This is a genomic window from Nocardia australiensis (assembly GCF_020733705.1).
Classification (GTDB): domain Bacteria; phylum Actinomycetota; class Actinomycetes; order Mycobacteriales; family Mycobacteriaceae; genus Nocardia; species Nocardia australiensis.
Window position 1 is genome coordinate 2,100,408 of sequence record NZ_JAJFZM010000001.1, and the last position, 26,521, is coordinate 2,126,928.

Genomic DNA, 26,521 nt, shown 5'->3' on the forward strand with positions numbered 1-26,521 from the left:
CAGTGTCGGCGGATCAGCGCCGTCGTCCCGGAATTCCCGCCGACGACGGCGCTGGTTTGTATCGGTAGGTGTTGTTCGGTGCCGACTAGACGGGTTCACGCAGTTCGGTGGGCAGTCCGAACAGCGGGAAAAGCTTGTTGGTATCGAGGAAGAAGTTGAGTCCGGAGATGGCCTCGTTCGCCAACTCCAGCACCGTGATCGACCATGGCACCCACACGCCCGGCACATCGCTTGGCTTGTAGTGGCCGAACGCGGGCAGGCCGTTGGCGCCCGCCAAGGGGACCAGGCGGGAATCGCGACAGGTACTGCCGGTACCGAGCATGAACGAGGTGACGTTCTCCGGGCCGGAAATCCACAGTTCGAGTGGCGGCATGGACAGTGCCACATCCGCTTTCAGCAGGGTGGTCAAGGTATCCATGTCGTATGCCTCGAACGCCTTGACGAAATCGTCGACCAGCTTGCGCTGGTTCTCGTCGGTCTCGTCGTAGCGGTCGGTGACCGTGGGCTGGACTTTCGACATGGTGGACCTGGCCCGCTGCAATGCGCTGTTCACCGAGGCGGGGGACATGGTGAGCGCTTCAGCGGTCTCGCTCGCCGAGAAACGCAGCACCTCACGCATGATCAGGATGGCGCGCTGGGTGGCGGGCAGATGTTGGCAGGCGGCCACGAATGCCAGGCGTAGCGTGTCCTTGGTGCTGGCGTGTTCGGCCGGATCCGCCCCGAACGCAAGGGCATTGGGGATCGGCTCGATCCAGACATAGTCGGGCTGCGGCATCGGCAGCGGTGAATCCGGGCGCGAAGGTCCGGCCAGATCCATCGGCCGGGCGCGGCGTTGCGGGCCGTCGATCATGTCCAGGCAGACATTGGTCGTGATCCGGTATAGCCACGACCGTAGGCTGGCCCGCCCTTCGAACGAGTCGTAGGCCTTCCAGGCGCGGGTGAAGGTCTCCTGCACCGCGTCTTCGGCCTCGAAGGAAGATCCGAGCATTCGGTAGGCGTAAGCGCACAGCTCCCGCCGGTGCCCCTCGAAGGAGGAGAGCACATCAGGGGAGAGACCGGCGGTTTTGCCGGACGAGTCGGTCATGAAAAATCACACTGCCACAGCCCACTGACACATCACAGCCCCATAAGTCTTCGACCTGCGACATCAAGATCATCGCCGGGGTGGCGATGAGTTATGCGACGACGGTTCGTCTCTATCTGTGAACTGACAAACCGGACCACGCACTTGGCCGAGCAAAGGACGCCGAACATGAGCAACAAGATGATCTTCATCAACCTCCCCGTCGCCGATCTGGACCGGTCGAAGAACTTCTACGAGACGCTCGGCTGGAAGGTGAATCAGGACTTCACCGATGGCAACGCGGCCTGCATCGTGGTCGACGACAACATTTGCCTGATGCTGCTGACCAGGGATTTCTTCCCGACCTTCAGCCGCCGCCCAGTCGCGGACACGGTCTCGGCGATCGGCGCCGCCTACGGGCTTTCGCTGTCGAGCGCCGAGGGGGTCGACACCCTCACCGCCGCGGCGTTGTCGGCGGGCGCCACCGAGGAGGTCAACGAGGACAAGCGTGCGCAGGAGGCACTGGTCGGCATGCACGGCCGCACCTTCATCGACCCTGACGGCCACCAGTGGGAGCCGTTCTGGATGGACTACCCGAGCGGCAACTGAGCGCGACCGGATCGGCATACCATCCGATCCGGGCTGGCGTTGGCGCCTGGAAACTTTGCGATCTCATCACGCTTTAGCGGTTCGGTGCGTTGTCCCGAATGCCCGGGTTGACGCTTTTTGCATCCGAATCTAGGAGCGAGTGATGATGAAAATCGGTGCTGGAGTACGGCGAGGCGGCCTGCGTCGGATGGCCGCGGTGGTCATGGCCGCGAGCGCCGTCGCCATGTTCTCCGGTTGTGGGCTGGGTGGAAACGACGCGGCCGCGGTTACCTACGAGGATGCCAAGAAGTCCGGCAAGATCAAGGTCGGTTTCGCCAATGAGGCGCCGTGGGCGTTCCTGGATGAGAAGGGCGAACTCGCGGGTTACGCGCCGACCGTCGCGCGTGCGGTGCTGAAGAACCTCGGCATCAACGAGGTCGAGGGCGTGGTCACCGATTTCGATGGATTGATCGATGGTGTGCGCGCGCAGAACTACGCGTTCGTCGCGGCGGGCATGTCCATAAATCCGAAGCGCTGCCAGAGCTCGGCGTTCGCGACGCCCGACTTCAAGGTGGGGACCTCGTTCCTGGTGCCGAAGGGCAATCCGCGCCACATCACCCAGTTCGCCGACATCACTCGCGAGAACGTGCGCATCGCGACACTGGGTGGCGCGACCGAGAACGGCTACGCCCAGGCCGCGGGCGTTCCGTCGAACCTCATCGAGCCGATGGCCAAACAGGACGACATCCTGCGTGCCGTGCGCAATAACGACGTGTACGGCGGCGCGATGCTCGACGTCACAGCGTCCTGGCTGGTGAAGAACAACGCCGATGCGGGCCTCGAGGTCACCCCGTCCATCCAGGGCGGTGCCAAGCCCGAGGTCGGCACCTTCAACTTCCGGATCGGTGATGACGCTTTCCTCGCCGATTTCAACCGTGAGCTGCGCAAACTGCACGACAGCGGTGAATGGCTGCAGCTGGTCGAGCCGTTCGGCCTGACTGCGGCCAACGAGCCGCCGCCATCGCTGACTACCGAACAAGCCTGCACGGCCTGAGCCCTTGTCCGGCAATCTTCATATCTACATCGAACGGATTTACGAGGGTCTTCCGTTCACGCTGTGGGCTGTGGTCGGCGGCATCGCACTCACCGTAGTGCTGTCCTTCATCGCCGGCCTGGCGATGCTGTCGCCACATCGGTCGGTGCGATTCATCTCCAGGGTGTACGTCGAAGGGTTCCGTGGCAGTTCGGAGGTCGTGCAGCTGTTCTTCTTCGCGGTCGCCGTTCCGATCTTCTTCGGGGTCACTCTCGGTGCGACGGCGCGGGGGCTGCTGCTCATCGGTGTGATCGTGCTCGGTCTCAATCACGGCGCGTACGGTGCCGAAATTGTCCGTGGCGCAATCGGATCCGTGCCGCAGGCGCAAGTCGACGGTGCAGTAGCACTGAATCTCAGTCCGCTGCAACGTATGTGGCGGGTCATACTGCCGCAGGCGGTGGTGGAGATGCTGCCCTCATTCAACAATCTGTTCATCCAATTGCTGAAGGGCACCGCGTTGCTGAGCTTCATCGCGGTGCCGGAGATCTTCAAGAAGGCCGATGAATTGCGGGCGGTTCCGGCTTTCTCTCGGGAGCTCGGCGTGATCTACGTCCTCGAGCTGGTGTGTTATCTGGTCATCGCGGTGATCATCACCCTGATCATGCGGGTGCTCGAGCGGTTGGCGGCGCGACGAGTCGGCCGGACGCCGCCGAGGCGCCGACGGTCGCTGGCGATGGGGGTGAGTACCTGATGGAGAAGTGGCGTTGGGACCGATTCTTCGATGCCTTCCCGTATATCTGGGATGGGCTGCGGGTGACGATCGAGTTCACCGTGCTCGGCTCGCTGGTCGCTTACCTGCTCGGGCTGATCTTCGCCGTGCTGCGGCAGTTGCGGATTCCGGTATTCGATCAGCTGCTGTGGATGTTCATCGAATTCATCCGCAGCACACCGCTATTGGTGCAGATCTTTGTCCTGTACTGGTTGGTGCGCCCAGCGTTGCTCGGTGCGCTGCCCATCGAACAGCAGCGCCTGATCGTCGGGGTGACCGCGCTCGGTGTGCATTACGCCTGCTACACCTCGGAGGTCTTCCGGGCGGGTATTGATGCCGTCCCGAAGGCGCAATGGGAGGCGGCCACCGCGCTGAGTCTGCCCCGCGCGAGAACGTGGACCGATGTGATCCTGCCGCAAGCGGTGCCGCGCGTGCTGCCCGCGCTGGGCAATTACACCATCGCCATGTTCAAAGAGGTACCGCTGCTGTCGTCGATCGTCATTCTCGACATGGTCTACCAGGTGAAGACCGTGTACGCCGCCGACACCGGCGGTGCGGGGCCGGAAGCGTGGTTCGCCGCCGGTCTGACCTTCCTGGCCCTGAGCTATCCGTGCTCGATTTTGATTCGAAAGTTGGAGCGTCGTGTCGGAACATTCTGAATCGCCCGCGGCGATGATCCGGTTCACCGATGTGGAAAAACGGTTCGACAATGTGGAGTGTCTGAGCGCCCTGAATTTCGTTGTGGCACCGGGGGAGTTCGTGACTCTGATCGGCCCGTCGGGTTCCGGGAAGACGACGATCCTGCGCCTGGTGATGACTCTGGAGCGAGTCTCCGGCGGCACCATCGAGGTGGACGGTGAGCCGCTCAGTCATATGCGCAAGGGAGATCGGCTGGTGCCCGCCGATGAGGCGCACTTCCGTCAGGCTCGCAAGAAGATCGGCATGGTGTTCCAGCAGTTCAACCTCTTCCCGAATATGAATGTGCTGCGCAATGTCACCGAGGGGCCGGTCCGCGGCCTCGGTAAGTCCAAGCAGCAGGCCGAGGCGCGGGCGCGGGAATTGCTGGAGTTGGTCGGGTTGTCGGACAAGGTCGACGCCCGTCCGGCGCAGTTGTCCGGCGGGCAGCAACAGCGGGTGGCCATCGCGCGTGCGTTGGCAATGGAACCCGAGGTGCTGCTGCTCGACGAGGTGACCTCGGCGCTCGATCCTGAATTGGTGGCCGGTGTGCTCCGGCTGCTCGGTGACATCGCCGCGACCACCGACATCACGTTTCTGTGTGTCACCCACGAAATGCAGTTCGCGCGAAGCGTTTCCGATCGAGTGATGATGTTCGACGGCGGCCGGGTGATCGAGGACGGTGATCCGGAGAAGATATTCACCGACCCCGATCATGAACGGACGCGGGAGTTCCTGCGCGCGGTGCTCGACCGCGAATGAACCTCAGCTGCCGGTGAAGGTCGGCTTGCGCTTCTGCGCGAACGCCTTCGGGCCCTCCTTGGCGTCGGCCGATTTGAAGACCGCGGTGCCGAGTTCGGCATCGATCTTGAATGCCTCTTCCTCGTGCATGCCCTCGGTCTCGCGGATGGTGCGCAGGATGGCCTGCACCGCGAGCGGTCCGTTGGCGGCGATCTGGGCGGCCAATTCGAGCGCTTTGTCCAGTGCCGTGCCGTCGGGCACCACATGCCCGATCAGGCCGATGTCCTTGGCTTCGGCGGCGGTGACGTGCCTGCCGGTGAGCAGGATGTCCGCGGCCACGGTGTAGGGAATCTGGCGGACCAGCCGCACCGCCGAGCCGCCCAGCGGGAACAGGCCCCAGCGTGCCTCGGACACACCGAATTTCGCGCTCTCGCCCGCCACCCGGATATCGGTGCCCTGCAGGATCTCGGTGCCGCCCGCGATCGCCGGACCCTCCACAGCCGCGATGAGCGGCTTGGTGAGCCTGCGTCCCTTGAGTAGTGCCTCGATCTTGGACATATCCCAGCCGCCGCCCTTGAACGAGTCGCCGGGGTGCTGGGTGGTCATCGCCTTCAGGTCCGCGCCCGCGCAGAACGCGCCGCCCGCACCGGTCAGAATCGCGACGCGGATGTCGGGATCGCTATCCACCTGGTCCCAGGCGTCACGCATGATCGCCATCATCTCGCCCGACAGCGCGTTGCGGGCCTCCGGGCGGTTCATGGTGACGATGAGAACGTGATCGCGTTTCTCGACGAGGCAATCTGGCATTACTCAATCTCCTGACTCTCAAGCCTTGTCAGAAACAGTAACACGTTCTATTTTTAGCTCTGTGAGCTACAACATAGCGGACTTAGTCGAACACGCCATCGATCTGATGCCCGACCGCGTAGCGCTGGCCGACGACAGTCGCGAGGTGACTTACGCACAGCTGGAGGAGCGGGCCAATAAACTGGCCCACTACCTGCTGGAACAGGGTGTCCAACCGGGCGACAAGGTAGGTATCTACTCGCGCAACACCATCGAGGCCGTCGAGGCCATGGTCGCGGTGTTCAAGGCGCGCGCCGTGATGATCAACGTGAACTTCCGGTACGTCGAGAACGAGTTACAGCACATCTTCAGTAATTCGGACATGGTCGCGTTGATTCATGAGCGCCGATACAGTGATCGGGTCGCCAGCGTGCGCCCGAAAACGGCGTTGCTGAAGACGGTCATCGTCGTCGACGACGATACGACCGGCGCCATCCCCACCGCAGCGGATTCGGTGGAATACGAGACCGTGCTCGCGCAGTCCTCGGCCGAGCGCGACTTCGGCGATCGATCCCCCGATGACGTCTACATGCTCTACACCGGCGGCACTACCGGACTGCCGAAGGGAGTGATGTGGCGGCAGGAGGATGTGTGGCGGGTGCTCGGTGCCGGCATCAACTTCGTCACCGGCGAATACGTCGATGACGAATGGGAACTGGCCAAGGTCGGCGCGGCCAACCCGCCGATGGTGCGCTTCCCGATTCCGCCGATGATTCATGGCGGTTCACAGTGGGCCACCTTTCACAGTCTGTTCGGCGGCGGCAAGGCCGTGATGATCCCGGAGTTCAGCGGGCACGGGGTGTGGCAGCACATCGACCGCCACGGGATCAACCTCATCTTCATCACCGGCGACGCGATGGCCCGGCCGATGATCGACGCGTTGATCGAGGGCAATCCGGAAACCGGTGAGCCCTATGATCTTTCGACCCTGTACGTGATCGCCAGCAGTGCGGCGCTGTTCTCGCCGACGCTCAAGGATCAGTTCCTCGAGCTGTTGCCCAACCGTCTGATTTCGGACTCCATCGGCTCATCGGAGACGGGCTTCGGCGGGTTGTCCGTTGTCGCCAAGGGAGCTACCCACACCGGTGGGCCTCGGGTAAAGATCGACGCGGCCACCGAGGTGCTCGACGAGGACGGCAATCCGGTGGTGCCCGGCTCCGGAGTGGTGGGCATTCTCGCCCGCAGTGGTCATATCCCGCTCGGCTACTACAACGACGAGGCCAAGACCGCGGCAACGTTCAAGGAGATCAACGGCGTTCGCTACTCGATCCCCGGCGATTTCGCCCGCGTCGAGGAGGACGGCACCGTGACGATGCTCGGGCGTGGTTCGGTGAGCATCAACAGCGGCGGCGAGAAGATCTACCCCGAGGAGGTCGAGGGCGCGCTCAAATCGCACCCGGAGATCTTCGACGCGCTGGTGGTCGGTGTGGAGGACGCGCGATGGGGCCAGCGGGTCGTTGCCGTCGTCCAGTGCCGCGGCGGCGACCGGCCCTCCCTGGAGGAATTGCGTCCGCTGCTGACCAACGAGATCGCGCCCTACAAGCAGCCGCGCAGCCTGTGGTTCGTCGACGAGATCAAACGCTCACCCGCAGGTAAACCGGATTACCGTTGGGCCAAGGAACAGACCGAGGCCCGCCCGGCCGACGAACACGCCGAGGCGAGCGGCAAGTAAGCGGGAAGTTCGGGTCACAACGGTCGGGACCGCCACGAAACCGTGGCGGTCCCGACCGTTTGGCGGGAATGAGCTGGGATCGAGGTAGGTCGGCTATCCGCGCCGGATTGAGGCGAGCCGAAATCGTCGGGCTGGTCCGCGGTTGGCGAGTTCGGAGAGTTGGTAGGCCAGTTCGCGCGCCACAACCAGCGGGCCCGTGTTCAGGGCATGGGTGCGATCAGCTTTACGGTCGGAAAATAGCCGCGATACCGGACGGCGTCACATGTCAGCAGTTGGTATCCGGCGACTGCGGCATGGGCGCCGATGTAGAAGTCGGGCATCGGGGAGCGCTTCTCGCCGCTGTCGCGGCGATAGCGCTGAAACGCCTTGCCCGCCAGGAAGCCGGCCCGGAATGGTAGGGCCTCACGCTCGAACTCGTCGGCGGGCAGCAAATCGTCCAGATCTTCGACGGTGTCGTACCCGACGGAGACCTCGGCGTAGATGATCGGGTTGATGACAGCGCGAACGGGCTGATCAGCGCTGTTGCGTCGGTCCAGAAATCGGCCCGCCGATGCGTTACCGGCGGGCCGATTTCGATGCGGATTTCCTAGGTCAGGCAGGAGTCTCCGCCAGCAGCGAGCCGATGGCGCGCAGGTGATCGGTCGCCGTGCCGAGTGCGAATTCATTGTGCTTGGCGGCAGTGAAGTAGTTGTGCACGATGTGGTCGCGGTCGATGCCTACCCCGCCGTGCACGTGAACAACGGTGTGGGCGACGCGGTGGCCGGCGTCGGCGGCCCAGAATTTCGCGGTATGCACCGCTTCGGCGCTGGGCAGGTTCTCCGACAGCTGCCAGGCGGCCTGGGTGACGGCAAGGCGTAGGCCTTGCACGTCGATGTAGCTGTCGGCCAGGCGTTGCGCCACGGCCTGGAAACTGCCGACAGCTTTACCGAATTGTTCACGCTCGCGGGCGTATTCGGCGACGAGCTCCAGCGCGCGTTCGAGTGTGCCGAGTTGCTGGGCGCTCAGGCCGAGCCAGGCTCTGGTCAGCAACCAGTCCAAGATCTCGGCCCCCGCTGCCACGGTTCCCACCAATTCGGCTGGGGTGTCGGTGAATTCGAGCGAGTACTCGGCGCTTAGGTCGGTCACCTGCTGGGCCGTGAGCTGAATCGAGGCATCGGACGGATCGACCAGGAATACCGCAGAACGTCCGGAAACCGTTGCCGGGACCAGGATTCGGGTGGCCTGCGCGGCGAAGGGCACTGCGAGCTTGGCGCCGGTGATCCGCCAGCCGCTGTCGACCTCGGCGGCGGTGGTGGTCGGTTCGGTCGGGTCCCAGTTCTGCTCCTCGGCCAATGCGACAGTGAGAATCGCGCTGCCGGAACCGGCCCGGGTCGCCCAATCGCGTTGTGCCTCAGTGCCGAACGTGGCCAGTGCGCCCGCGCCGAGCACAACCGACCACAGGTACGGCACCGCGGCGACATATTTCCCGAGCTCACGCAGGACGGCGCTCTGTTCGAGTGGGCCGAAGTCGTTGCCGCCCACGGTCTCCGGCAAGGCTGCGGCGAGCACTCCGGTCTCGGCGAGTGACGCCCACAGCTGCTCGTCGAAACGCACGGCAGTCTTGTCCAGTTCGCGCAATCGGTCGGCGGTGACGAGCTTGCCGCACACCTCGCCGGTCAGCCGGGCGAGATCGAGCTGGGCCTCGGTCTGGGTGAAATCCATGGCGATCTACCTACTTTCGGGTGGCTCTTTATCGCGCCGAGGCCGGCTGCTTCAGGGCGGTCATGGCGATGATGTCGCGCTGGACCTCGTTGGTGCCGCCACCGAAGGTGAGGATCAGTGCGGCGCGGTGCATCCGCTCCAACCGGCCGCGCAGCTGCGAGCCGGGGGAGTCCTGGCGCAGGTATGCCTGCGGGCCGAGGATTTCCATCAGCAGCCGGTATGCCTCGGTGGCCAGCTCGGTGCCATACACCTTGCAGGTCGAGGCATCCCACGGCCGTGGCGCGGCATCGCCGCCCGCGTCGGCTCGGCTGGCGATCTCCCAGTTCAGCAGCTTCAGGTACTCGACTTTGGCGTGCACCCTGGCGAGATTGAGCCGCACCCATTCCTTGTCGATCACGCGCTGGCCGTCGGCGGTTTTGGTGTTGCGCGCCCACTCCACGGTCTGGCGCACGGCCAAGCCGAGTGGTCCGGCCGAGGTGAGCGCGACCCGCTCGTGGTTGAGCTGATTGGTGATCAGCGCCCAGCCGCCGTTCTCCTGACCGACCAGCGAACTGACCGGCACCCGGACGTCCTGGTAGTAGGTGGCGCTGGTGTCCGGCCCGGCCATGGTGTGTACCGGAGTCCACGAGAAACCCTCGGCCGTTGCCGGCACGATGAGCATGCTGATGCCCTTGTGCTTTTTGGCGGTCGGGTCCGTGCGCACCGCGAGCCAGATGTAGTCGGCATAGGCGATCAGGCTGGTCCACATCTTCTGGCCGTTGATCACGTAGTCGTCGCCGTCGCGCACCGCGGAGGTGCGCAGGCTGGCGAGGTCGGTGCCCGCGCTCGGCTCGGAGTAGCCGATGGAGAAATGCAGTTCACCGGCCGCGATCTTGGGCAGGAAGAATTTCTTCTGCTCCTCGCTGCCGTAGTGCATGATCGTCGGCGCCACCGAGTTGATGGTCAGGAACGGCACCGGCGCGCCCGCGATGGCCGCTTCGTCGGTGAAGATCAGCTGGTCCATGGTTGGGCGATCCTGGCCGCCGAACTCCTTGGGCCAGGCTAGGGTGAGCCAGCCGTCGTGGCCCATTTCCTGGACGACCTCGCGGTACACGTTGCCCTGCCCGTACTCACCGGTCTGCGAGCTCAGCGCGGCTCGGCGCTCCGGGGTAATCAGCCGGGCGAAGTACTCGCGCAGTTCCGCACGGAGCTCTTCCTGCTGCGGCGTGTACGCAATGCGCATGGCAATACCTCATGCCTTCGTTCGATTGGGTTCGAACCGATCATTGCATATCAACTGAAACATGTTCCAGTATTGGGAGCGAATCCGCTCGATGGCGACGCGTGCGACGGCATCGGCTTGTTAGGCTTCGATCAGTGGCGCAGTAAAGGAGTCCTCATGAAGGTCAGTGTCGATTTGGACCAGTGCGAAGCGAACGGAATCTGTGTCGGAATCGCCCCCGACGTGTTCGAACTCGATGACGAGGACGTGCTGCACATCGTGGAGGCCGAGGTACCGGCGGATCGGCTCGCCGATGTGGAGGACGCGGTGGCGCAGTGCCCGAAGGCGGCTTTGCGTTTGCGGTGACCCGGCTTCTTGCTCTATATAAGAACACGTTCTAGAGTCGCTGCCGTGAGCGATTCAGAAGTGACGGGCAACACAGACCTCGCGGGCCGGGTGGCGATCGTGACCGGATCCGGCGCGGGGCTCGGTCGAGCCGAGGCGCTGGCGCTGGCTGCGGCGGGTGCCTCGGTGGTAGTCAACGACCTGTCCGAATCAGACGCGGTAGCCGACACTCTCGCCGAGATCAGGGCACTTGGCGCGAAGGCGGAATTCGTCGCGGGCAGTATCGCCGAACGATCCACCGCCGACACGCTCATCCGTACCGCGGACGAGGCATTCGGCGGCGTCGACATCGTCGTGAACAACGCGGGCATCACGCGTGACCGCATGCTGTTCAACATGTCCGATGAGGACTTCGACGCCGTGATCGCGGTGCATCTGCGTGGTCATTTCCTGTTGTCGCGCAACGCGGGATCCTATTGGCGCGCCAAGTCGAAGGCGGCGGGCGCGCCGATCTACGGCAGGCTCGTCAACACCTCATCGGAGGCGGGCCTGCTCGGGCCGGAGGGGCAGGCCAACTATGGCGCCGCGAAGGCGGGTATTACCGCGTTGACGCTGTCCGCGGCGCGTGGCCTGTCCCGTTTCGGGGTGACGGCCAACGCTATCGCGCCTCGTGCGCGCACCGCTATGACCGAGGCTGTATTCAGCGCGGCCCCTGAGGGGGGCGTCGATCCGCTTTCACCGGATCACGTGGCCCGATTGGTCGCGTTCCTCGCCTCGCCCGCGGCCGCCGCGGTCAGCGGTCAGGTGTTCGTGGTCTATGGACCGATGGTGGCGCTGATGGCGGCACCGGTGGTGGAACAGCGCTTTGACGCGGCCTCGGATCAGTGGTCCGCGAGCGATCTCGCCGCCACGCTCGGCGGGTACTTCGCCGATCGCCCCTCCGGGCGTACGTTCTCTGCATCGTCGTTGATTGATCTTGGCTGATCGCTCACTGATGGCAGGTGCCATCGTTCAGCTGTTGATCGCATGACCAACTGTTGATCACCGATGCGGCACTTGGTAGACATGGGAGTCAAGGTGTGTGACGCCTCACAAGGGTTGGCCCATCCTGAACTGACACATGTTGCAAATTCGTCGGCCGAATTCAAGAAAACGAGCACTTCAAAAGTGTCAAAAAGCTTCCAACAACAAAGTGAACATGTTCTAATCGTTGCGGCGATGCGGCCGCGAGCGCGTCGTGCGGTGAGCTGTAAAAGCACGTTTAGCAAGGAGGATCGCGCATGAACGAGGTCCTTACCGTGCCATTGCGGGCCGTCGGCGGGTTCTTCGAACTCGTTGCCGACGTCGCGCGGGCAAGTATTAAGAGGCCCTTCCAGGGGCGTGAATTCATTGATCAGGCGTGGTTTATCGCTCGCGTATCGATTGTCCCCACCCTGCTGGTCGCAATTCCATTCACCGTGCTGGTGAGCTTCACGCTGAACATCCTGCTGCACGAGATCGGCGCTGCCGACCTCAGCGGTTCGGGTGCGGCATTCGCCGCGGTCACACAGGTCGGGCCGATCGTCACCGTGCTCATTGTCGCGGGCGCGGGTGCCACCGCGATCTGCGCCGACCTCGGCGCCCGAACCATTCGCGAAGAGATCGACGCGATGCGCGTACTCGGCATTGATCCGGTCCAGCGTCTGGTGGTGCCACGGGTGCTGGCGTCGACTTTTGTCGCGTTGTTGCTCAACGGCCTGGTGTGCACCATCGGCATCGTCGGTGGTTTCTTTTTCTCGGTACTTCTGCAGGGCGTGAACCCGGGCGCGTTCGTCAACGGCATCACTCTGCTGACCCAACTGCCCGAGCTGGTCATTTCCGAGGTGAAAGCCGGCTTGTTCGGGCTGATCGCCGGACTTGTCGCCTGCTATCTGGGCCTGAATGTCAAAGGCGGACCCAAAAGTGTCGGTGATGCGGTGAATCAGACCGTAGTCTTCGCCTTTATGGCGCTGTTCGTGGTGAACGTGGTGGTTACGGCCGTCGGCATCAAGTTCTCGGCGCGGTGACCCGATGGCCTTTGTGATCCAATCGCGGTTCCCCCGCACTGTGCGGCGAGTACGTCGAGTTTCGGACTCACTCGATTCGGCGGGTAAGCAAGCTGTGTTCTATGCGCAGACGGTCGCGTCCATCCCGCGCGCGCTGACGCACTATCGGACCGAGACAATCAGGTTGATCGCCGAGATCAGCATGGGCTCAGGTGCGTTGGCGGTTATCGGTGGCACCGTTGTCATTGTCGGATTCCTGACATTGTTCACCGGCGGCACCATTGCGGTGCAGGGTTACAGCTCGCTCGGCGATATCGGTGTCGAGGCATTAACCGGCTTCTTCGCGGCCTTTATCAATGTGCGCATCGCGGCGCCCGTGATTTCCGGTATCGGGCTGGCCGCCACCATCGGAGCGGGTTCCACCGCGCAACTCGGCGCCATGCGAGTCGCCGAGGAGATCGACGCACTGGAATCGATGGCGATCCGGCCGGTGCCGTATCTGGTCGGCACCCGAGTGCTGGCGGGCATGATCGCGATCGTGCCGCTCTACGCGCTCGCGGTCATTTGTTCGTTCATAGCCAGTCGTTTTGCCACCGTGGTTATCTACGGTCAGTCCGCGGGCGTGTACGACCACTACTTCTCCACGTTCTTGATCCCCAGCGATATTCTCTGGTCGTTCGCGCAGGCGATTGTCATGGCGCTGGCCGTCATGATGATTCACACCTACTACGGCTACAACGCCGCGGGCGGGCCGGTCGGTGTGGGGATCGCGGTCGGCAACGCGGTGCGGTCCTCGTTGGTCGCGGTGGTCATGGTGACGCTGCTGATCTCGCTGGCCATCTACGGCACCTCCGGCAACTTTCATCTCTCGGGGTAGAGCGGGTATGGCGCAAACGAAGCAAGCAAAAGGCAGCCTGTCGGCAGCGCTGCATGGTGGGATCGGCCTGAAACTGGCCGGTCTGGCGATGGTGCTCGTGCTGGTCGCGATCGTGGCTGTTTCGCTGGTCATGTTCGCCGGTGGGTTCACCCGAACCTCCACAGTGACTATCGAATCCCCGCGCAGCGGACTGGTGCTCGACCCGGACGCGAAGGTGAAGATCCGCGGGGTCGAGATCGGCCGGGTCGCGGAGATCGACCAGATCGGCGATGTCGCACGGCTGCGGCTGGCGCTGGATCCGGAGCAGATGAAGCTGGTGCCCGCCAACGCGACGGTGGACATCAGGTCGACCACCGTGTTCGGCGCGAAGTATGTGAACTTCATTGTGCCGCAACAGCCGTCGTCGGATTCATTGCGAGCGGGCGCGACGCTGACCGCGCAGGCGGTGACGGTCGAGTTCAATACGCTGTTCCAGCGACTGACCGACGTGCTCGCCAAGATCGAGCCCGAGAAGCTCAACGCCACACTGCAGGCGCTCGGGTCCGCGCTCGACGGACGTGGCGACAAGCTCGGCGATCTACTCGCCCGTAGCGACGCCTACCTACGTGACATAAATCCGAGTCTGCCCGCGCTGCAACGGGATTTGGCCTCAACCGCCGGAGTCACCAACCTCTACGCCGATACCGTCCCGGATTTGTTGCGCACCACCGACAACCTGACCGTGACCGGCAAGACGATCGTCGACAAGCAAAAGCAGATCGATGCGTTGCTCGCTGACGTCATCGGGCTTTCCGACACCACCGGCTCGGTACTGCGGGAAAACGAGGACCAATTGGGGTCCGCGCTCGAACTGCTGCGCCCGACCGCGGAGTTGCTCAACGAGTACAAGCCCGCGCTGCACTGCCTGGTTGTCGGCCTCGCCGATGTGCTCCCGATCGGTGAGGACATCTTCGGTGGCCGATTCCCCGCAGTGCCGTTGAACGCGGGCTTCATGCCCGGCGCCGACCCGTACCAGTACCCGAACGATCTGCCCAAGGTCAACGCCACCGGCGGACCACACTGCGATGGAATCGAGAACCGGGTGCCAGACAGCCACGCCAACTACGTGGTCACCGACACCTCCGAAGGTCATGTGTGGACGCCGTCCACGACGACACATCCCAATGGCCCCAAGGTGTTCCAGCTATTGTTCGCCGGGCTGCCCGGGGTGGAGGTGCCATGAGTTTCAAACCCCGCGCAACCACCGTCAAGCTGACGATCTTCATGGTGGTCATGGCACTCGTGCTCGCCGGGCTGGTCGTCGTGTTCAGCCAAATGCGCTTCGCCCGCGAGAGCGGGTACCACGCGATCTTCACCAGTTCGTCCGGAATTCTGCCCGGAATGAAGGTCCGGATCGCGGGCGTCCCGGTCGGGTCCGTGACCGACGTGCAGGTGGGTAAGGATCATCTCGCGCACCTCGACTTCGACGTCGACAGCAAGCACCGGCTCTACACCAGCACGACGGCGACCATCCGCTACGAAAACCTAGTCGGGGACCGCTATCTCGAGCTTCTGGACGGTCCCGGTGTGGCGAAGCCGATGTCGAAGGGCGCCACCATCGACAAGGATCGGACCTCGCCCGCGCTGGATCTGGACATGCTGCTCGGTGGCTTCAAACCGCTACTGCGCGGCCTTGATCCGGCCCAGGTGAACGATCTGACCAATGCGCTGCTGCAGGTTTTCCAAGGCCAAGGCGGCACGCTGGTCGCGCTGCTCAACAGTTCCGGGTCGTTCAGCAAAACACTCGCCGACCGGGACGCGCTCATCGGCAGCGTGATCGAGAACCTGAAGACCGTGCTCGCCACCATCGACGACCGTAACGAGCAGTTCGGCACCACGCTCGACGAATTGCAGCGACTGGTAAGCGGTTTGGCCGCGGACAAGGATCCGATCGGTGCCGCGCTGCCTCGGATCGCGGGTGCGACAGGCGATTTGACCAACTTGCTCGCGCAGGCCAGGCCGGATCTCAAGGCGACTATCGAGGAAACAGGCCGTCTCGCAGCCAATCTCGATGACGGCTCCGACACCGTCCAATGGGTGTTGGACAATCTGCCCGAGGCTTACAAGAAGCTGGTCCGTATCGGTTCCTACGGATCGTTCCTGAACATGTACATCTGCGGGACGAACATCCTCTTCGACGGTCCGAATGGTCAGCCGATGGTTGTCAATTTGCCCGGTGGGCAGGGGACCGGAAGGTGTGCGAAGAACTGATGAGCGAAATTCGATCACGCGCAGTCCCCATCGGTATCGTCGGCATCGTTGTCGCGGTGACGGTCGCGCTGTCCGCGCTGCAGGTCGACCGGCTTCCGTTCATTCGGTCCGGTGCGGAATACTCCGCCTTCTTCGCCGATGCGGGCGGGCTGGTGCCCGGCGACGACGTCCAGGTCGCCGGCGTGCGCTCCGGACGGGTGGAGGATGTGAAGCTCGACGGTGGGAAGGTCTACGTCCGGTTCACGCTGGATGAATCGATCGTGCTCGGCAACAAGACGGCCGCGGCGATCAAGACGAACACGGTACTCGGCCGCAAGTCGCTCGAGGTGACCCCCGCGGGCGCTGGCTCGACCCGGCGCGATAACACGATTCCCTTGGAGCGCACCACCTCTCCCTATTCGCTCACCGATGCGCTCGGCGATCTGTCGAACACCGTCAGGGACCTGGATATGGACCAGGTCAACGAGACGCTCGACGCGCTGTCGACAACATTTGCCGACACACCGGCACCGTTGCGGTCGGCATTGGACGGTGTCACCCAGCTCTCGCGGAGCCTGAACAAGCGCGATCAGGCACTGACCGATTTGCTCGGACATGCGCAAAGCGTCACGAAGGTGCTCGCCGACCGCAGTAATCAGATCAATTCGTTGCTGGTCGACGGCAACAGTCTGCTCGGCGAACTCAACAACCGGCGCGCCGCGCTGAGCCAGTTGGTCGTCTACGTCAACGGGCTCGCCAAGCAGCTCAGCGGATTCGTCAATGACAACGAAGCGCAGCTGAAACCCACGCTGGACAGACTGAATTCGGTACTGGACCTGTTGGAGCGTAACCAGAAGAACCTCGCCGACGCCCTCGATGGGCTCGGGCCCTTCGAAGCCGCACTCGGCGAGCAGGTCGGTAGCGGCCCGTACTTCCAGGCATACGTATCCAACGCGACCAGCCCCGGTTTGCAAACCTTGGTCGACTCCCTGGTCTGGCCTCAGCACGTACCCGATGACCTGCGCCACTACTTCACCGAGCCGTCGCCGCCGTCGATCGGACCCGCGATTCAGGAGCCGCCGCGATGAACGCACTTCGTAACGTTCGACGCACTCCGCGCTGGGTTCGCCTGGTCGCCGGGGTGGTCGTGGTCGGCCTGGTGGTGGCTCTGGGGTGGTCGGTACTGTCGCGGATCGGAAAGACCGGGATCACCGCGTATTTCCCGTCGACCAACGGACTGTATGCCGGTGACGAGGTGCGGGTACTCGGCGTCAAGGTGGGCCGGATCGACTCCATTGAGCCGGGCAAGGACCAGGTAAAGGTCAACCTCACCCTGGACCGTGGCATCGACATCCCCGGCGACGCGAAAGCGGTGATCATCTCGCCGTCGCTGGTATCGGCCCGATTTATTCAGCTGGCACCCGCCTACACCGGTGGGCCGAAGATGCGCGATGGCAGCTCGATTCCGATCGAGCGCACTGCCGTCCCGGTCGAATGGGACGACATCAAGACCGAATTATCCAAACTGGCAACAACTCTCGGCCCGGTCGGCGACGACAAGCAGGGCTCGTTCGGGCGGTTCGTCGACACCGCCGCCGACAATCTCGCCGATGGCAATGGTCAGGCCCTGCGTGACACGTTGCGGGAGCTGTCGAGCACCTTGAATACGTTGTCCGACGGGCGTACCGACCTGTTCGGCACCATTCGCAACCTGCAACAGTTCGTCGACGTGCTCTCCAAGAGCAACGACCAGATTGTGCAGTTCGGCGGTCGGCTGGCCTCGGTATCGTCGGTGCTGGCAAGCGTTTCCGACGACCTCGGTGCCGGGTTGGACAATCTGGATATCGCGGTGGGCGATGTGAAGCGTTTCCTGGACGAGCGCGGCGGAGCGTTGACCGAGAGTGTTGAGCGGCTCGGTGCGGCCACCCAGGTACTGGTCGACAAGCGACCGCAGCTCGAGCAGGTACTGCACTCCGCACCAACGGCGTTGGTGAACTTCTACCAGATCTATGACCCCGCGCAGGGCAGTCTCACCGGTGCGGTCGTCGCACCCAACTTCGCGAATCCGGTCGCTTTCCTGTGTGGTGCGGTTCGCGCCATGCAGACCAACGAATCCGATCGCAGCGCCGATCTGTGCGCGCAGTTCGTCGCGCCCGCGATTCAGTCGCTGATGATGAATTACCCACCGCTGTTGGCCAACCCGGTCTCCAATCAAACCGCGTTCCCCGAGCAGCTTGTCTACAGTCCGCCGAGCCTCGCCCCCGACGGGCCGCCCGCCGCGGCGTCGGAAACGGCTCCGGTGACCGTACCGAGCGGAATTGCCGGACTGGCTATTCCGGGACTGACCATTCCGGGAGGAGGACGATGATGCAACGTCGACGGATCCGGATCGCCGGTGCCGCGATCGGCCTTGCCACGGTGCTCGGCGTCAGCGGATGTCAGTGGGACGGCCTCAACTCGCTGCCGATGCCGAGTGCGGCGGGCAGCGACCCGAATGCCTACGAAGTAAAGATCCAAATGCCCAATGTCACCACTCTGACCCGGAATTCACCGGTTCGCGTCGATGACGTGGCGGTGGGCACGGTATCCAATATCGAGGTGCAGGACTGGCACGCACTGGTCACCGTCAACCTCATCCACGATGTGAAACTGCCTGCCAACGCGGTCGCCAAGATCGGGCAGACCAGTCTACTCGGCAGCAACCATATCGAGCTGGCCGCGCCGAAAGATGTTCCGGCAGAGGGCGAATTGAAGAACGGCGATCTGATCCCGCTGGATCGGGCCGGCGCGTATCCGACGACCGAGCAGACACTTTCGTCATTGTCGGTGGTGCTCAACGGCGGTGGTATCAGCCAACTCGAAACCATCACCCGTGAGCTGAATGCCACGTTCAACGGTCGTGAGGATGCGATCAGGGATCTACTGCCGCAGCTGGCCGAGCTGACCGCGACCCTGGATACCCAGACCAACGACATCATCAACGCCATGGATGGTCTCGATAGATTCGGCGGACAGCTCGCACAACAGAAGGATCGGGTTGCCGCGGCCATCGAGCAGATCCATCCGGCACTGACCGTGCTCGCCGATCGGCGCGAAAACATCACCAACACATTGGTCGCGGTAGGTGATCTCAGCGATGTGGTGCAGCGGATCATCGCGCGCAGCGGCGACGACCTGAAGGCCGACCTGGCGAATCTGGCACCGGTAGTGCGGACGCTCGCGGACACGGGCGACAAACTCGTCGAGTCGCTGAAGGTGCTGCTGACCTTCCCATTCCCGATGAAGAACCTCGGCAACGCGATCCAAGGCGACTACATGAACTTGATCATGACCGTGGACTTGACGGGTAAGCGACTGGACTCGAACTTCCTGACCGGCACTCCGCTCGGTGGCCGCTTCGGTGGCGTCGAGGGTGCGCTCGGCGGCCTCGCCGGATCGGCGGAAGGCAACAGCGACCCGGCAACCGCGCCATTGCAGCCGCCGCCCGCCACGCCGTCGCCGTCGCCGTCCCCGAGTATCCCTGGGCTGCCGCCGATTCCGGGTCTGCCCGCGATTCCGGGGCTTACCGTTCCGCCTGCGGGGCAGGAAGGTGCGGGTCGATGAAACTCACTAGGTTCGTCCGGGTCCAATTGGGGATCTTCGCGGTACTGACCGTCATCGGACTGGCGGTCATGGCCAGCACCTATGTGCAATTACCCGCGATGTTCGGCATCGGCCGCTACGAGGTGACCGTGCGACTGGCCGCTACCGGCGGCCTGTACCCGACGGCCAATGTCGCCTATCGCGGTACGAATGTCGGCAAGGTAGAGGAAGTTCGGCTCACACCGGAAGGGGTCGATGCGAAGCTGTCCATCGACAGCGACTACAAGATCCCCTCCGATGTCGACGCCTGGGTGAAGAGCGTATCCGCGATCGGCGAACAGTATGTCGACCTGATACCGGTCTCGAATCCGAAGGGGGGCAACCTTTCCGACGGATCAGTGGTCGAGCAGGACCGCACCAGGCTGCCGGAGGACATCGGCTCGGTACTCGACCAGTCCGAGCGGTTGCTCGCCAGCGTGGCCGACACCAAGCTCAGGGAGGTGATCGATGACGCGTTCAAGGCGTTCAACGGGGCCGGCCCCGACCTGCAGAAGTTCATCGATTCCGCTGCTCTGCTGGTGCAGGAGGCGCAGGACAGCGCCGAACCGACCAAGGATCTGCTGGAAAAGATCGGTCCACTGCTGGACACCCAGAATCAGTCCGACGCCGCCATTCGCGAGTGGACAGCCGACCTGGCCACGGTGACCGATCAACTGCGCGCGCACGATCCGGCGCTGCGCAACGTTATCGACAAGACCCCGGCCACCGCGCAAACGGTCAGCTCACTGTTCCAAGATCTGAAACCGACACTGCCGCTGTTGCTTTCGAACTTGGTGAGTGTCGCTCAGGTCGGTGCTACCTACCACGCCGGGTTGGAACAGGTCCTGGTGGTTTTCCCTCCGCTGGTCGCGGCCTTCATGACCGTCGTTCGTGGGCCGGCGGAATACGGCGCCATGGTCGACTTCCACCTCGAGCTCAACGATCCGCCGGGCTGCACCACCGGCTTCCTCCCGCCGGACCAGCGCCGGGCCCCGTCCGAACTCGACAGTCCCGACAGCCCGCCCGGCATGTACTGCAAGGTGCCGCAGAATGCTCAGGAAGCGGTGCGTGGCATCCGCAACACGCCGTGTGTAGAAGTGCCGGGCAAGCGGGCGCCGACTCCGGAATTGTGCCGCGACCCCAATGGCTATGTGCCGGAAGGTAACAACCCGCCCTTCGGTGCGCCGCAGGCGGTCACGCCGTCGAGTGCGCCCGCCGGTGACCAGGGGTCGACCCACCCGGCCGCGCTCGGCAGGTCCTACGATCCCGGCACGGGAACGTTCGTCGGACCGGATGGGCGTACGTACCGTCAGGGGGACATCGGGAAGGATGGATCCGGAACGATACCGTCCAGCTGGCAGGCGATGTTCGAGGAGCAGCAATGAGTGAACCAAGCACAGGGAGCAGCCGATCTCGGCGACGCGCGGTCCGCTCGGCGGGGCCGCCCCCGGATGAGCTGGGCAACAACCAGCCGGTATTGAGCGATGCGATCACCAGCGACGAGGCCCTCACGGACTCCCTCGTGGAACCGGAAGCGGCCCTCACGGACTCCCTCATGGAACCGTCCGAGGCCCAGACCGTGACCGCCGCAGTGGTGGCGTTGACAAAGCCCGAACCACATATCGCCGACGCGCCCGCGGATTCCGAACCGCCGCAACACACCCCGAAGCGTGGCCCCCGACGGTGGCTACGGGTCACCGGGGCGGCAGTCGCCGCACTTGTCGTCATCGCACTCGTGGCGAGCAGTGGCTTCTTCATGTACGGCCTGCATTCTGCCGATACTCGTGACGCGCGTCGCGCGGACTACATCCAAACCGCCAAGCAGGCCATCCTCAACCTCACGACCATCAAGGACGACACCGCCAAGGCGGACATCGACCGCGTTCTCTCGGTGGCCTCCGGTGAGCTCAAGGCCGAATACTCCGAACGCAAGGACGCATACGCGAGCGTGGTGGAGCAGGCCAAGGTGAAGGCAACCGGCGAGATCATCGAATCGGCCATCGAGAACGAAGATACGAGCTCGGCACGCGTGCTGATCGCCGCCAAGCAGACCCTGACCAACGCGGGCATGGCGGACCCGCAGACGCGGTTCTACCGGTTCCGGGTCACCCTCACCGACGGTGACAATGGGGTCACCGCCTCACAGGTGGAGTTCGTGGCATGAGTAAACGCCGATTGATCGTGTGGACATCCGCTGTCGGACTCGTGGTCGTGGCGCTGGCCGCCGTCTGCGCAGTGACCGGATACCGGTACTGGGACGATCGCCAGAGCGAACAGGCCCGCACCCAGGTCGTCCCCGCCGCCCGGCACACGGTCGAGGCGATGTTCACCTACAACTTCAACACCGTGGACTCCGAATTGCCCAAGGCCGCCGACAGCCTCGCCGGCGGCTTCCGGGACGACTACCTGAAGCTGATCAAAGAGGGGATCGCACCAGCCGCGAAGGAAAAGCAGCTCACCGTCCAGGCCACCACCCAGGCCGGCGGTGTCGTTTCGGCCGAGCCCGAGCACGCGGTTGTGCTGCTCTACCTGAATCAGGTGAGTACGGGCAAGGATTCGCCGCAGGCCAGCATCAGCACCAGTCGCGTGCGTGTCAGTCTCGACAAGGCCGACAGCCGCTGGCTCGTTGCCGCGGTCACACCCGTTTAGGCTGTTCCAGCTCTGAAGAAGCTGCGGATCATGGCATTTCGCGGGGCAGACGGACCGTGAAAGTGGCGCCCTCACCCGGCGCGCTCGCCACCTCGACAGTGCCGTTGTGCGCGGCGACCAGCGCCTGCACGATCGAAAGACCGAGGCCGGTGCCGCCGCTGGCACGGGTGCGTGAGGTGTCGGTGCGGTAGAACCGCTCGAATACCCGATCCGCCTCGTCCGCGGGCAGGCCAGGGCCGGTGTCGGCGACTTCCAGCCGGACTTCGTCGGAGGCCGGAGTCAGGCCGACCGTCACCGCGGCGCTCGGCGGGGTGTGTGTCAGTGCGTTGTTCAGCAGGTTGGCCAATACCTGGCGCAGCCGCTGTTCATCGCCGAGTATCTCCAATGTGCCTTCGCCGGAATGGATTTCCAGTTCCACCGAACGCCGCAGTCCATCCGGGTCCGCGGCGGCGGCCATGGCGCGCGCATTGTGCACCGCATCGCTCGCGACCGCGAGCAGATCGACCGGACCCTGTTCCAGCGGGCGCTGCGCGTCCAGGCGGGCCAGCATCAGCAGGTCCTCCACCAGCAGACCCATCCGTTGCGCCTCGCGTTCGATGCGATCCATGAACATGCCCGGATTGTCGATCGCACCCTGACGATATAGCTCGGCGAAGCCGCGGATCGTGGTGAGTGGTGTGCGCAGTTCATGACTCGCATCGGCGACGAAGCGTCGCATCTTCGCCTCGGAGCGCCGTGCCGCCGATTCCGACGCTTCGGTCGCCGCGAAAGCACTCTGGATTTGGGCGAGCATGCCATTGAGCGATTGAGACAGTCGATCGACCTCGGTGTTGGTGCCGCGCACCGGAACTCGGCGATAGAGATCGCCCGCGGCGATCGCCGCAGCCGTCTTCTCCACCGCGCGCAGCGGCCGCAAACTACGCCGGATCACGAAATACGCCGCCACCGCGAGCGCCGCGAGCACGGCCAAGCCGACCACCAGCTGTAGTCCGACGAGTCGACGTACGGTCTCGATGTTCTGAGTGAGTGGCAGCGCGACCGTTGTCGTCGCCTCCGGCGTTTGCACCGTAATCATCCGCCACTGCACCGAGGAGCCATTCCTGGAACCGACCGTCGCCGGTTTGGTGATGCCGATAACCCCGGGCGGCGGGTCGCGATCGGCACGCCATGGACCCGGCGGATTCGGTAGCTCGGGCTCGGCATCGACATTGAAGGGCCGAGTATCGACATACACACCATCGCCGCCCGACGGTTGGGAGTGAATATAGAAGGCGCTGGGCAGATGTGGTGGCTGATTCGGTGACGGCTGCCGTGGCGGACGCATCCACGCCGCGGTGGCGTCGTGCAACTGCTGATCGGTGCGGCGCAATAACGAACTCTCCAACACCGACGTGACAACCGTCCCGGAGATCAACAGCCCCAGCCCCGACAGGATGACAAGCGCGAGCACCAGCGTCACCCGCAAAGGAATTGCCGACCAGGTACCCGAAATCCTGCGCCGGAGTCGCCGCAGCCTCGGCGGCGTCACTTCTCGCTCTGTCGCGTGCGACTCGGCGCGCGCATCACATAGCCGACCCCACGCAGCGTGTGGATGAGCCGCTGATCCCCGGTGTCGACCTTCTTACGCAGATACGACACATAGGTCTCGACCACACCGACCTCACCACCGAAGTCGTAGCGCCACACGTGATCCAGAATGCGCGGCTTACTCAACACCGTGCCCGCGTTCACCATGAAATAGCGCAACAGCGTGAATTCGGTGCGGGACAACGCAACCGGCTCACCCGCCTTCCACACCTCATGGGTATCGTCGTCGAGTTCGATGTCCTCGAAGCGGATTCGTGAACTCTCCCGCACCGGAGTGTGCTGACCGGACCTGCGCAGAATCACCCGCAACCGCGCCACCACCTCCTCCAGGCTGAACGGTTTGGTGACGTAGTCATCGGCGCCCAGCGTGAGACCGGCAACCTTATCCTGCACCTCATCGCGGGCGGTGAGAAACAACACCGGCGCGTCGATACCGTCGGCCCGCAGCCTGCGCAACAGGCCGAAGCCATCCATCCCCGGCATCATCACATCGACGATCATCGCCTGCGGCCGGAAACTACGGGCCTTGTCCAGCGCTTGCGCGCCATCGGCGGCCGAATCGACCTCGAAACCCTGGTAGCGCAGGCTGACCGAAAGGAGCTCCACAATCATCGGCTCGTCGTCCACAACTAGGACCCGGGCCTCAGGCGTGTTCTCCGCGGGCGCGCTCATAGCTTCATGGTCCGGCAGTGGGCTGGGAACATGCTGGAGGTTTCCTGGGCGAATGCTGTGTTGTTTGGCAGCGCCTGCGGCGCTGCGTGTTCGCGGCCCCCTCTGGCTCGCGTCCGAGGGGCAAATACTTGCTCCTGCGTCGCATCATATTTGCCCCTCGGACGCGAGCCGGCCGCGAACTCTAGTGCTCGATCTCGCTTCGCTCGGAAGCTGTTGTTGTGGCGAGTGGGTGCGTAGGTGGGGTGGTGCGGCACCCGGAGTGCGGTAGTCCAGTTTGGTGCGGTGTTTATTGGCCGCTGGCGCGGCGTGTTCGTGAGCTGGCCGCGAACTTTAGGGTCGATCTCGCTGCGTTCGGAAACTGGTGTGGTGGCTGGTGGGCACGTCAGTTGGGGTGGTGCGGGACGCGGGGGTTGGTTGCCAGTTAGGGGGTGGTGCGGGTTGTACTCGGGTCGGTCGTGGACTGCGGGGGCTTGCTTCGCCGGGGGCTGGTGTTGGGGTGTGCGGGGAGGCGGTACCTGGAGGGTGGCTGTCCAGGTAGGTGGTGTGGTTTGTGCAGTCGGTGATGTCGGTCTTTTGGGGGCGGGTTTATCTGCGGGGGGTGCGGGATTCTGGGTAGACGTCGTCGTCGGTTAGTAGGGCGCTGCCTGCTACCTGGTCTTGGGCCAGTGCTTCCAGGAAGGAGCGGGCCCAGCGGTCTACGTCGTGGGTTAGTACCTGGCGGCGAAGGGAGCGCATGCGGCGGCGCTTGGTGTCGCGGTCGTCTTCCAGTGCGGAGACGATGGCGTCCTTCACGCTGTCGAGGTCGTGTGGGTTGCAGAGGTAGGACTGGCGCAATTCGGCTGCGGCGCCGGTGAATTCGCTCAGCACGAGGGCGCCGTTGAGGCCGCTGTGGCAGGCGATGTACTCCTTGGCGACGAGGTTCATGCCGTCGCGAAGCGGGGTGACGAGCATGACGTCGGCGGCCACGAAGAACGCGATCAGGTCCTCACGGGGGATGGGACGGTGCAGGTAATGGACGACCGGGTGGCCGACTTGCGAGAATTCGCCGTTGATCCGGCCGACCTGGCGTTCGATGTCGCCGCGCATCTGAATGTAGCTTTCCACCCGCTCGCGGCTCGGTGTCGCCAGCTGCACCATCACTGTCTCCTCCGGGTCGAACCTGCCCTCCACCAGGAGTTCCTCCAGCGCGCCGAGCCGGATATCAATGCCTTTGGTGTAGTCGAGCCGGTCGACGCCGAGCAGGATGTTCTTCGGATTGCCGAGCTCGGCGCGGATCTTCGCGGCCCGTTCGCGCACCGAGCGGCGGCGCGAATGCTCGTCGAGCTCGGCCGAGGCGATCGAAATCGGGAACGCCCCCACCCGGACGGTGCGAAATCCGACCTGCACCACCCCGAGCTTCGAGCGGACACCGACCGTGCCACGCGAGGTGGGCTGACCGGCGAGGCGCCTGGCCAGGTACAGGAAGTTCTGCGCGCCGCCAGGCAGATGGAATCCGATCAGATCGGCGCCGAGCAGGCCATCAATGATCTCGGCCCGCCACGGCATCTGCATGAACAGCTCGACCGGCGGGAACGGAATGTGCAGGAAGAACCCGATCGTCAGGTCCGGGCGCAGCATGCGCAGCATCTTCGGCACCAGCTGCAGCTGATAGTCCTGCACCCACACGGTCGCGCCCTCGGCGGCGACCTTCGCGGTCGCCTCGGCGAAACGCCGGTTCACCTGGACGTATGCCGACCACCATGCGCGGTCGTAGACCGGCCGCACGATCACATCGTGATACAGCGGCCACAGTGTGCCGTTGGAAAATCCCTCGTAATAGTCGGCGACCTCTTGCGCGGACAACGGCACCGGATGCAGCTCGAGCCCGTCTTCGATAATCGGATCGACCTCGATGTTCGGCACACCGGCCCAGCCGACCCACGAGCCCTTGTTGCCGCGCAACACCGGCTCCAGCGCGGTGACCAGGCCACCAGGGCTGCGCTTCCATCGAGTGGAGCCATCCGGCAAACGTTCCAGATCGACCGGAAGTCGGTTGGCGACGACAACGAAACCGGAACCGGAACCGTTACCCTCCAAGCGACCGACCTTCGCTACCTCGAATTCGGCGTTGTTGGATGGTAGCTCTGCTAGAGCGTGCTCGGAGTCGTTGGACGGATTGTCAGTCATCTGGTCCACTCACGCATCCTTTGCGCGTCGCTTTTACCGGTGAAGTTGTCGGTTTGTCGACG

Annotated in this window: 26 protein-coding genes; 18 read left to right on the top strand and 8 right to left on the bottom strand. The window is 64.0% G+C overall.

Translation table 11 applies throughout. The features are described 5' to 3' along the window. Positions 1-85: 85 nt before the first annotated feature. Positions 86-1,084: a sigma-70 family RNA polymerase sigma factor gene (locus LKE06_RS09550; protein ID WP_227998241.1), complete on the bottom strand. Its 999-nt coding sequence runs from the start codon at positions 1,082-1,084 to the stop codon at positions 86-88. A gap of 168 nt (positions 1,085-1,252) precedes the next feature. Between LKE06_RS09550 and LKE06_RS09555 the strand changes: the two genes are divergently transcribed. The 5 genes from LKE06_RS09555 to ehuA all read left to right on the top strand — a co-directional run bounded on the left by LKE06_RS09555 (position 1,253) and on the right by ehuA (position 4,890). Continuing rightward, complete coding sequence (locus LKE06_RS09555; RefSeq protein WP_227998242.1) at positions 1,253-1,672, top strand: VOC family protein; 420 nt, start codon at positions 1,253-1,255, stop codon at positions 1,670-1,672. A 145-nt stretch (positions 1,673-1,817) separates the two neighbouring features. Continuing rightward, the gene (gene ehuB, locus LKE06_RS09560; RefSeq protein WP_227998243.1) at positions 1,818-2,705 is read left to right on the top strand and encodes an ectoine/hydroxyectoine ABC transporter substrate-binding protein EhuB; all 888 of its coding nucleotides are present in this window, start codon (positions 1,818-1,820) and stop codon (positions 2,703-2,705) included. A 4-nt stretch (positions 2,706-2,709) separates the two neighbouring features. After that, positions 2,710-3,435 (top strand): amino acid ABC transporter permease, encoded by a 726-nt coding sequence (locus tag LKE06_RS09565; RefSeq protein WP_227998244.1) that lies wholly within the window; start codon positions 2,710-2,712, stop codon positions 3,433-3,435. Next, positions 3,435-4,112, top strand: coding sequence for an amino acid ABC transporter permease (locus LKE06_RS09570; protein ID WP_227998245.1), 678 nt, complete (start codon positions 3,435-3,437; stop codon positions 4,110-4,112). Before LKE06_RS09565 ends, LKE06_RS09570 begins: the two co-directional genes overlap by 1 nt. Before the next feature lie 13 nt (positions 4,113-4,125). Then, entirely contained in the window at positions 4,126-4,890 is a 765-nt protein-coding gene (gene ehuA, locus LKE06_RS09575) for an ectoine/hydroxyectoine ABC transporter ATP-binding protein EhuA (protein WP_227999376.1), read from the top strand. Positions 4,891-4,893: 3 nt separating this feature from the next. Here ehuA and LKE06_RS09580 read toward each other — a convergent pair whose 3' ends face one another. Further along, positions 4,894-5,676, bottom strand: a complete 783-nt coding sequence (locus tag LKE06_RS09580) for a crotonase/enoyl-CoA hydratase family protein (RefSeq protein ID WP_227998246.1) — start codon at positions 5,674-5,676, stop codon at positions 4,894-4,896. Between the two features lie 61 nt (positions 5,677-5,737). Between LKE06_RS09580 and LKE06_RS09585 the strand changes: the two genes are divergently transcribed. Beyond that, a complete protein-coding gene (locus tag LKE06_RS09585) occupies positions 5,738-7,387 on the top strand; it encodes an acyl-CoA synthetase (RefSeq protein WP_227998247.1) in 1,650 nt (549 codons plus the stop codon). A 200-nt stretch (positions 7,388-7,587) separates the two neighbouring features. On the opposite strand, the gene LKE06_RS09590 is transcribed toward LKE06_RS09585, so the two are convergent. Genes LKE06_RS09590 through LKE06_RS09600 form a run of 3 tightly spaced genes read right to left on the bottom strand, consistent with a single transcriptional unit; the run spans position 7,588 to position 10,310 of the window. Then, on the bottom strand, positions 7,588-8,052 hold the full coding sequence (locus LKE06_RS09590) for a type II toxin-antitoxin system VapC family toxin (protein WP_227999450.1): 465 nt from the start codon (positions 8,050-8,052) through the stop codon (positions 7,588-7,590). After that, positions 7,979-9,088 (bottom strand): acyl-CoA dehydrogenase family protein, encoded by a 1,110-nt coding sequence (locus tag LKE06_RS09595; RefSeq protein WP_227998248.1) that lies wholly within the window; start codon positions 9,086-9,088, stop codon positions 7,979-7,981. Before LKE06_RS09595 ends, LKE06_RS09590 begins: the two co-directional genes overlap by 74 nt. A gap of 28 nt (positions 9,089-9,116) precedes the next feature. Further along, positions 9,117-10,310, bottom strand: coding sequence for an acyl-CoA dehydrogenase family protein (locus tag LKE06_RS09600; protein ID WP_227998249.1), 1,194 nt, complete (start codon positions 10,308-10,310; stop codon positions 9,117-9,119). A 156-nt stretch (positions 10,311-10,466) separates the two neighbouring features. Between LKE06_RS09600 and LKE06_RS09605 the strand changes: the two genes are divergently transcribed. From LKE06_RS09605 to LKE06_RS09660, 12 genes are all read left to right on the top strand, one after another. Next, the gene (locus LKE06_RS09605) at positions 10,467-10,655 is read left to right on the top strand and encodes a ferredoxin (protein WP_227998250.1); all 189 of its coding nucleotides are present in this window, start codon (positions 10,467-10,469) and stop codon (positions 10,653-10,655) included. Between the two features lie 45 nt (positions 10,656-10,700). After that, positions 10,701-11,618, top strand: coding sequence for a 3-oxoacyl-ACP reductase (locus tag LKE06_RS09610; protein WP_227998251.1), 918 nt, complete (start codon positions 10,701-10,703; stop codon positions 11,616-11,618). Positions 11,619-11,914: 296 nt separating this feature from the next. Next, positions 11,915-12,679, top strand: coding sequence for an MlaE family ABC transporter permease (locus LKE06_RS09615; RefSeq protein WP_227998252.1), 765 nt, complete (start codon positions 11,915-11,917; stop codon positions 12,677-12,679). Positions 12,680-12,683: 4 nt separating this feature from the next. Continuing rightward, positions 12,684-13,535 carry an MlaE family ABC transporter permease gene (locus LKE06_RS09620; RefSeq protein ID WP_227998253.1) on the top strand — a complete coding sequence of 284 codons (852 nt, stop codon included), beginning with the start codon at positions 12,684-12,686 and terminating at the stop codon, positions 13,533-13,535. A gap of 7 nt (positions 13,536-13,542) precedes the next feature. Then, a complete protein-coding gene (locus LKE06_RS09625; RefSeq protein ID WP_372477314.1) occupies positions 13,543-14,757 on the top strand; it encodes an MCE family protein in 1,215 nt (404 codons plus the stop codon). After that, positions 14,754-15,785 carry an MCE family protein gene (locus tag LKE06_RS09630; protein WP_227998254.1) on the top strand — a complete coding sequence of 344 codons (1,032 nt, stop codon included), beginning with the start codon at positions 14,754-14,756 and terminating at the stop codon, positions 15,783-15,785. Before LKE06_RS09625 ends, LKE06_RS09630 begins: the two co-directional genes overlap by 4 nt. Then, positions 15,785-16,852 (top strand): MCE family protein, encoded by a 1,068-nt coding sequence (locus LKE06_RS09635; protein WP_227998255.1) that lies wholly within the window; start codon positions 15,785-15,787, stop codon positions 16,850-16,852. Before LKE06_RS09630 ends, LKE06_RS09635 begins: the two co-directional genes overlap by 1 nt. Then, positions 16,849-18,132 carry an MCE family protein gene (locus tag LKE06_RS09640; protein ID WP_227998256.1) on the top strand — a complete coding sequence of 428 codons (1,284 nt, stop codon included), beginning with the start codon at positions 16,849-16,851 and terminating at the stop codon, positions 18,130-18,132. The genes LKE06_RS09635 and LKE06_RS09640 overlap by 4 nt, the downstream gene beginning before the upstream one ends. Beyond that, the gene (locus LKE06_RS09645) at positions 18,129-19,367 is read left to right on the top strand and encodes an MCE family protein (protein ID WP_227998257.1); all 1,239 of its coding nucleotides are present in this window, start codon (positions 18,129-18,131) and stop codon (positions 19,365-19,367) included. Before LKE06_RS09640 ends, LKE06_RS09645 begins: the two co-directional genes overlap by 4 nt. Further along, positions 19,364-20,770 carry an MCE family protein gene (locus LKE06_RS09650; protein WP_227998258.1) on the top strand — a complete coding sequence of 469 codons (1,407 nt, stop codon included), beginning with the start codon at positions 19,364-19,366 and terminating at the stop codon, positions 20,768-20,770. The genes LKE06_RS09645 and LKE06_RS09650 overlap by 4 nt, the downstream gene beginning before the upstream one ends. After that, positions 20,767-21,549: an Rv1363c family protein gene (locus LKE06_RS09655; protein ID WP_227998259.1), complete on the top strand. Its 783-nt coding sequence runs from the start codon at positions 20,767-20,769 to the stop codon at positions 21,547-21,549. Before LKE06_RS09650 ends, LKE06_RS09655 begins: the two co-directional genes overlap by 4 nt. After that, a complete protein-coding gene (locus LKE06_RS09660) occupies positions 21,546-22,034 on the top strand; it encodes an Rv1363c family protein (RefSeq protein ID WP_227998260.1) in 489 nt (162 codons plus the stop codon). Before LKE06_RS09655 ends, LKE06_RS09660 begins: the two co-directional genes overlap by 4 nt. A 28-nt stretch (positions 22,035-22,062) precedes the next feature. On the opposite strand, the gene LKE06_RS09665 is transcribed toward LKE06_RS09660, so the two are convergent. The 3 genes from LKE06_RS09665 to LKE06_RS09675 all read right to left on the bottom strand — a co-directional run bounded on the left by LKE06_RS09665 (position 22,063) and on the right by LKE06_RS09675 (position 26,468). After that, positions 22,063-23,562: a sensor histidine kinase gene (locus LKE06_RS09665; RefSeq protein ID WP_227998261.1), complete on the bottom strand. Its 1,500-nt coding sequence runs from the start codon at positions 23,560-23,562 to the stop codon at positions 22,063-22,065. Beyond that, positions 23,559-24,293 carry a response regulator transcription factor gene (locus tag LKE06_RS09670; protein WP_227998262.1) on the bottom strand — a complete coding sequence of 245 codons (735 nt, stop codon included), beginning with the start codon at positions 24,291-24,293 and terminating at the stop codon, positions 23,559-23,561. Before LKE06_RS09670 ends, LKE06_RS09665 begins: the two co-directional genes overlap by 4 nt. Before the next feature lie 585 nt (positions 24,294-24,878). Further along, complete coding sequence (locus tag LKE06_RS09675; protein WP_227998263.1) at positions 24,879-26,468, bottom strand: alpha,alpha-trehalose-phosphate synthase (UDP-forming); 1,590 nt, start codon at positions 26,466-26,468, stop codon at positions 24,879-24,881. Positions 26,469-26,521: the final 53 nt, after the last annotated feature.

Excerpts from the sequence above, each read along its gene's own strand:
- LKE06_RS09550 (WP_227998241.1), bottom strand. The coding sequence starts at position 1,084 with ATGACCGACTCGTCCGGCAAAACCGCCGGTCTCTCCCCTGATGTGCTC.
- LKE06_RS09625 (WP_372477314.1), top strand. The coding sequence starts at position 13,543 with ATGGCGCAAACGAAGCAAGCAAAAGGCAGCCTGTCGGCAGCGCTGCAT.
- LKE06_RS09605 (WP_227998250.1), top strand. The coding sequence starts at position 10,467 with ATGAAGGTCAGTGTCGATTTGGACCAGTGCGAAGCGAACGGAATCTGT.
- LKE06_RS09655 (WP_227998259.1), top strand. The coding sequence starts at position 20,767 with ATGAGTGAACCAAGCACAGGGAGCAGCCGATCTCGGCGACGCGCGGTC.
- LKE06_RS09570 (WP_227998245.1), top strand. The coding sequence starts at position 3,435 with ATGGAGAAGTGGCGTTGGGACCGATTCTTCGATGCCTTCCCGTATATC.
- LKE06_RS09660 (WP_227998260.1), top strand. The coding sequence starts at position 21,546 with ATGAGTAAACGCCGATTGATCGTGTGGACATCCGCTGTCGGACTCGTG.
- LKE06_RS09595 (WP_227998248.1), bottom strand. The coding sequence starts at position 9,088 with ATGGATTTCACCCAGACCGAGGCCCAGCTCGATCTCGCCCGGCTGACC.
- LKE06_RS09640 (WP_227998256.1), top strand. The coding sequence starts at position 16,849 with ATGAACGCACTTCGTAACGTTCGACGCACTCCGCGCTGGGTTCGCCTG.
- LKE06_RS09590 (WP_227999450.1), bottom strand. The coding sequence starts at position 8,052 with ATGAATTCGCACTCGGCACGGCGACCGATCACCTGCGCGCCATCGGCT.
- LKE06_RS09670 (WP_227998262.1), bottom strand. The coding sequence starts at position 24,293 with ATGAGCGCGCCCGCGGAGAACACGCCTGAGGCCCGGGTCCTAGTTGTG.
- LKE06_RS09635 (WP_227998255.1), top strand. The coding sequence starts at position 15,785 with ATGAGCGAAATTCGATCACGCGCAGTCCCCATCGGTATCGTCGGCATC.
- LKE06_RS09645 (WP_227998257.1), top strand. The coding sequence starts at position 18,129 with ATGATGCAACGTCGACGGATCCGGATCGCCGGTGCCGCGATCGGCCTT.
- LKE06_RS09630 (WP_227998254.1), top strand. The coding sequence starts at position 14,754 with ATGAGTTTCAAACCCCGCGCAACCACCGTCAAGCTGACGATCTTCATG.
- LKE06_RS09615 (WP_227998252.1), top strand. The coding sequence starts at position 11,915 with ATGAACGAGGTCCTTACCGTGCCATTGCGGGCCGTCGGCGGGTTCTTC.
- LKE06_RS09650 (WP_227998258.1), top strand. The coding sequence starts at position 19,364 with ATGAAACTCACTAGGTTCGTCCGGGTCCAATTGGGGATCTTCGCGGTA.
- LKE06_RS09600 (WP_227998249.1), bottom strand. The coding sequence starts at position 10,310 with ATGCGCATTGCGTACACGCCGCAGCAGGAAGAGCTCCGTGCGGAACTG.
- ehuB (WP_227998243.1), top strand. The coding sequence starts at position 1,818 with ATGAAAATCGGTGCTGGAGTACGGCGAGGCGGCCTGCGTCGGATGGCC.
- LKE06_RS09580 (WP_227998246.1), bottom strand. The coding sequence starts at position 5,676 with ATGCCAGATTGCCTCGTCGAGAAACGCGATCACGTTCTCATCGTCACC.
- ehuA (WP_227999376.1), top strand. The coding sequence starts at position 4,126 with ATGATCCGGTTCACCGATGTGGAAAAACGGTTCGACAATGTGGAGTGT.
- LKE06_RS09555 (WP_227998242.1), top strand. The coding sequence starts at position 1,253 with ATGAGCAACAAGATGATCTTCATCAACCTCCCCGTCGCCGATCTGGAC.
- LKE06_RS09620 (WP_227998253.1), top strand. The coding sequence starts at position 12,684 with ATGGCCTTTGTGATCCAATCGCGGTTCCCCCGCACTGTGCGGCGAGTA.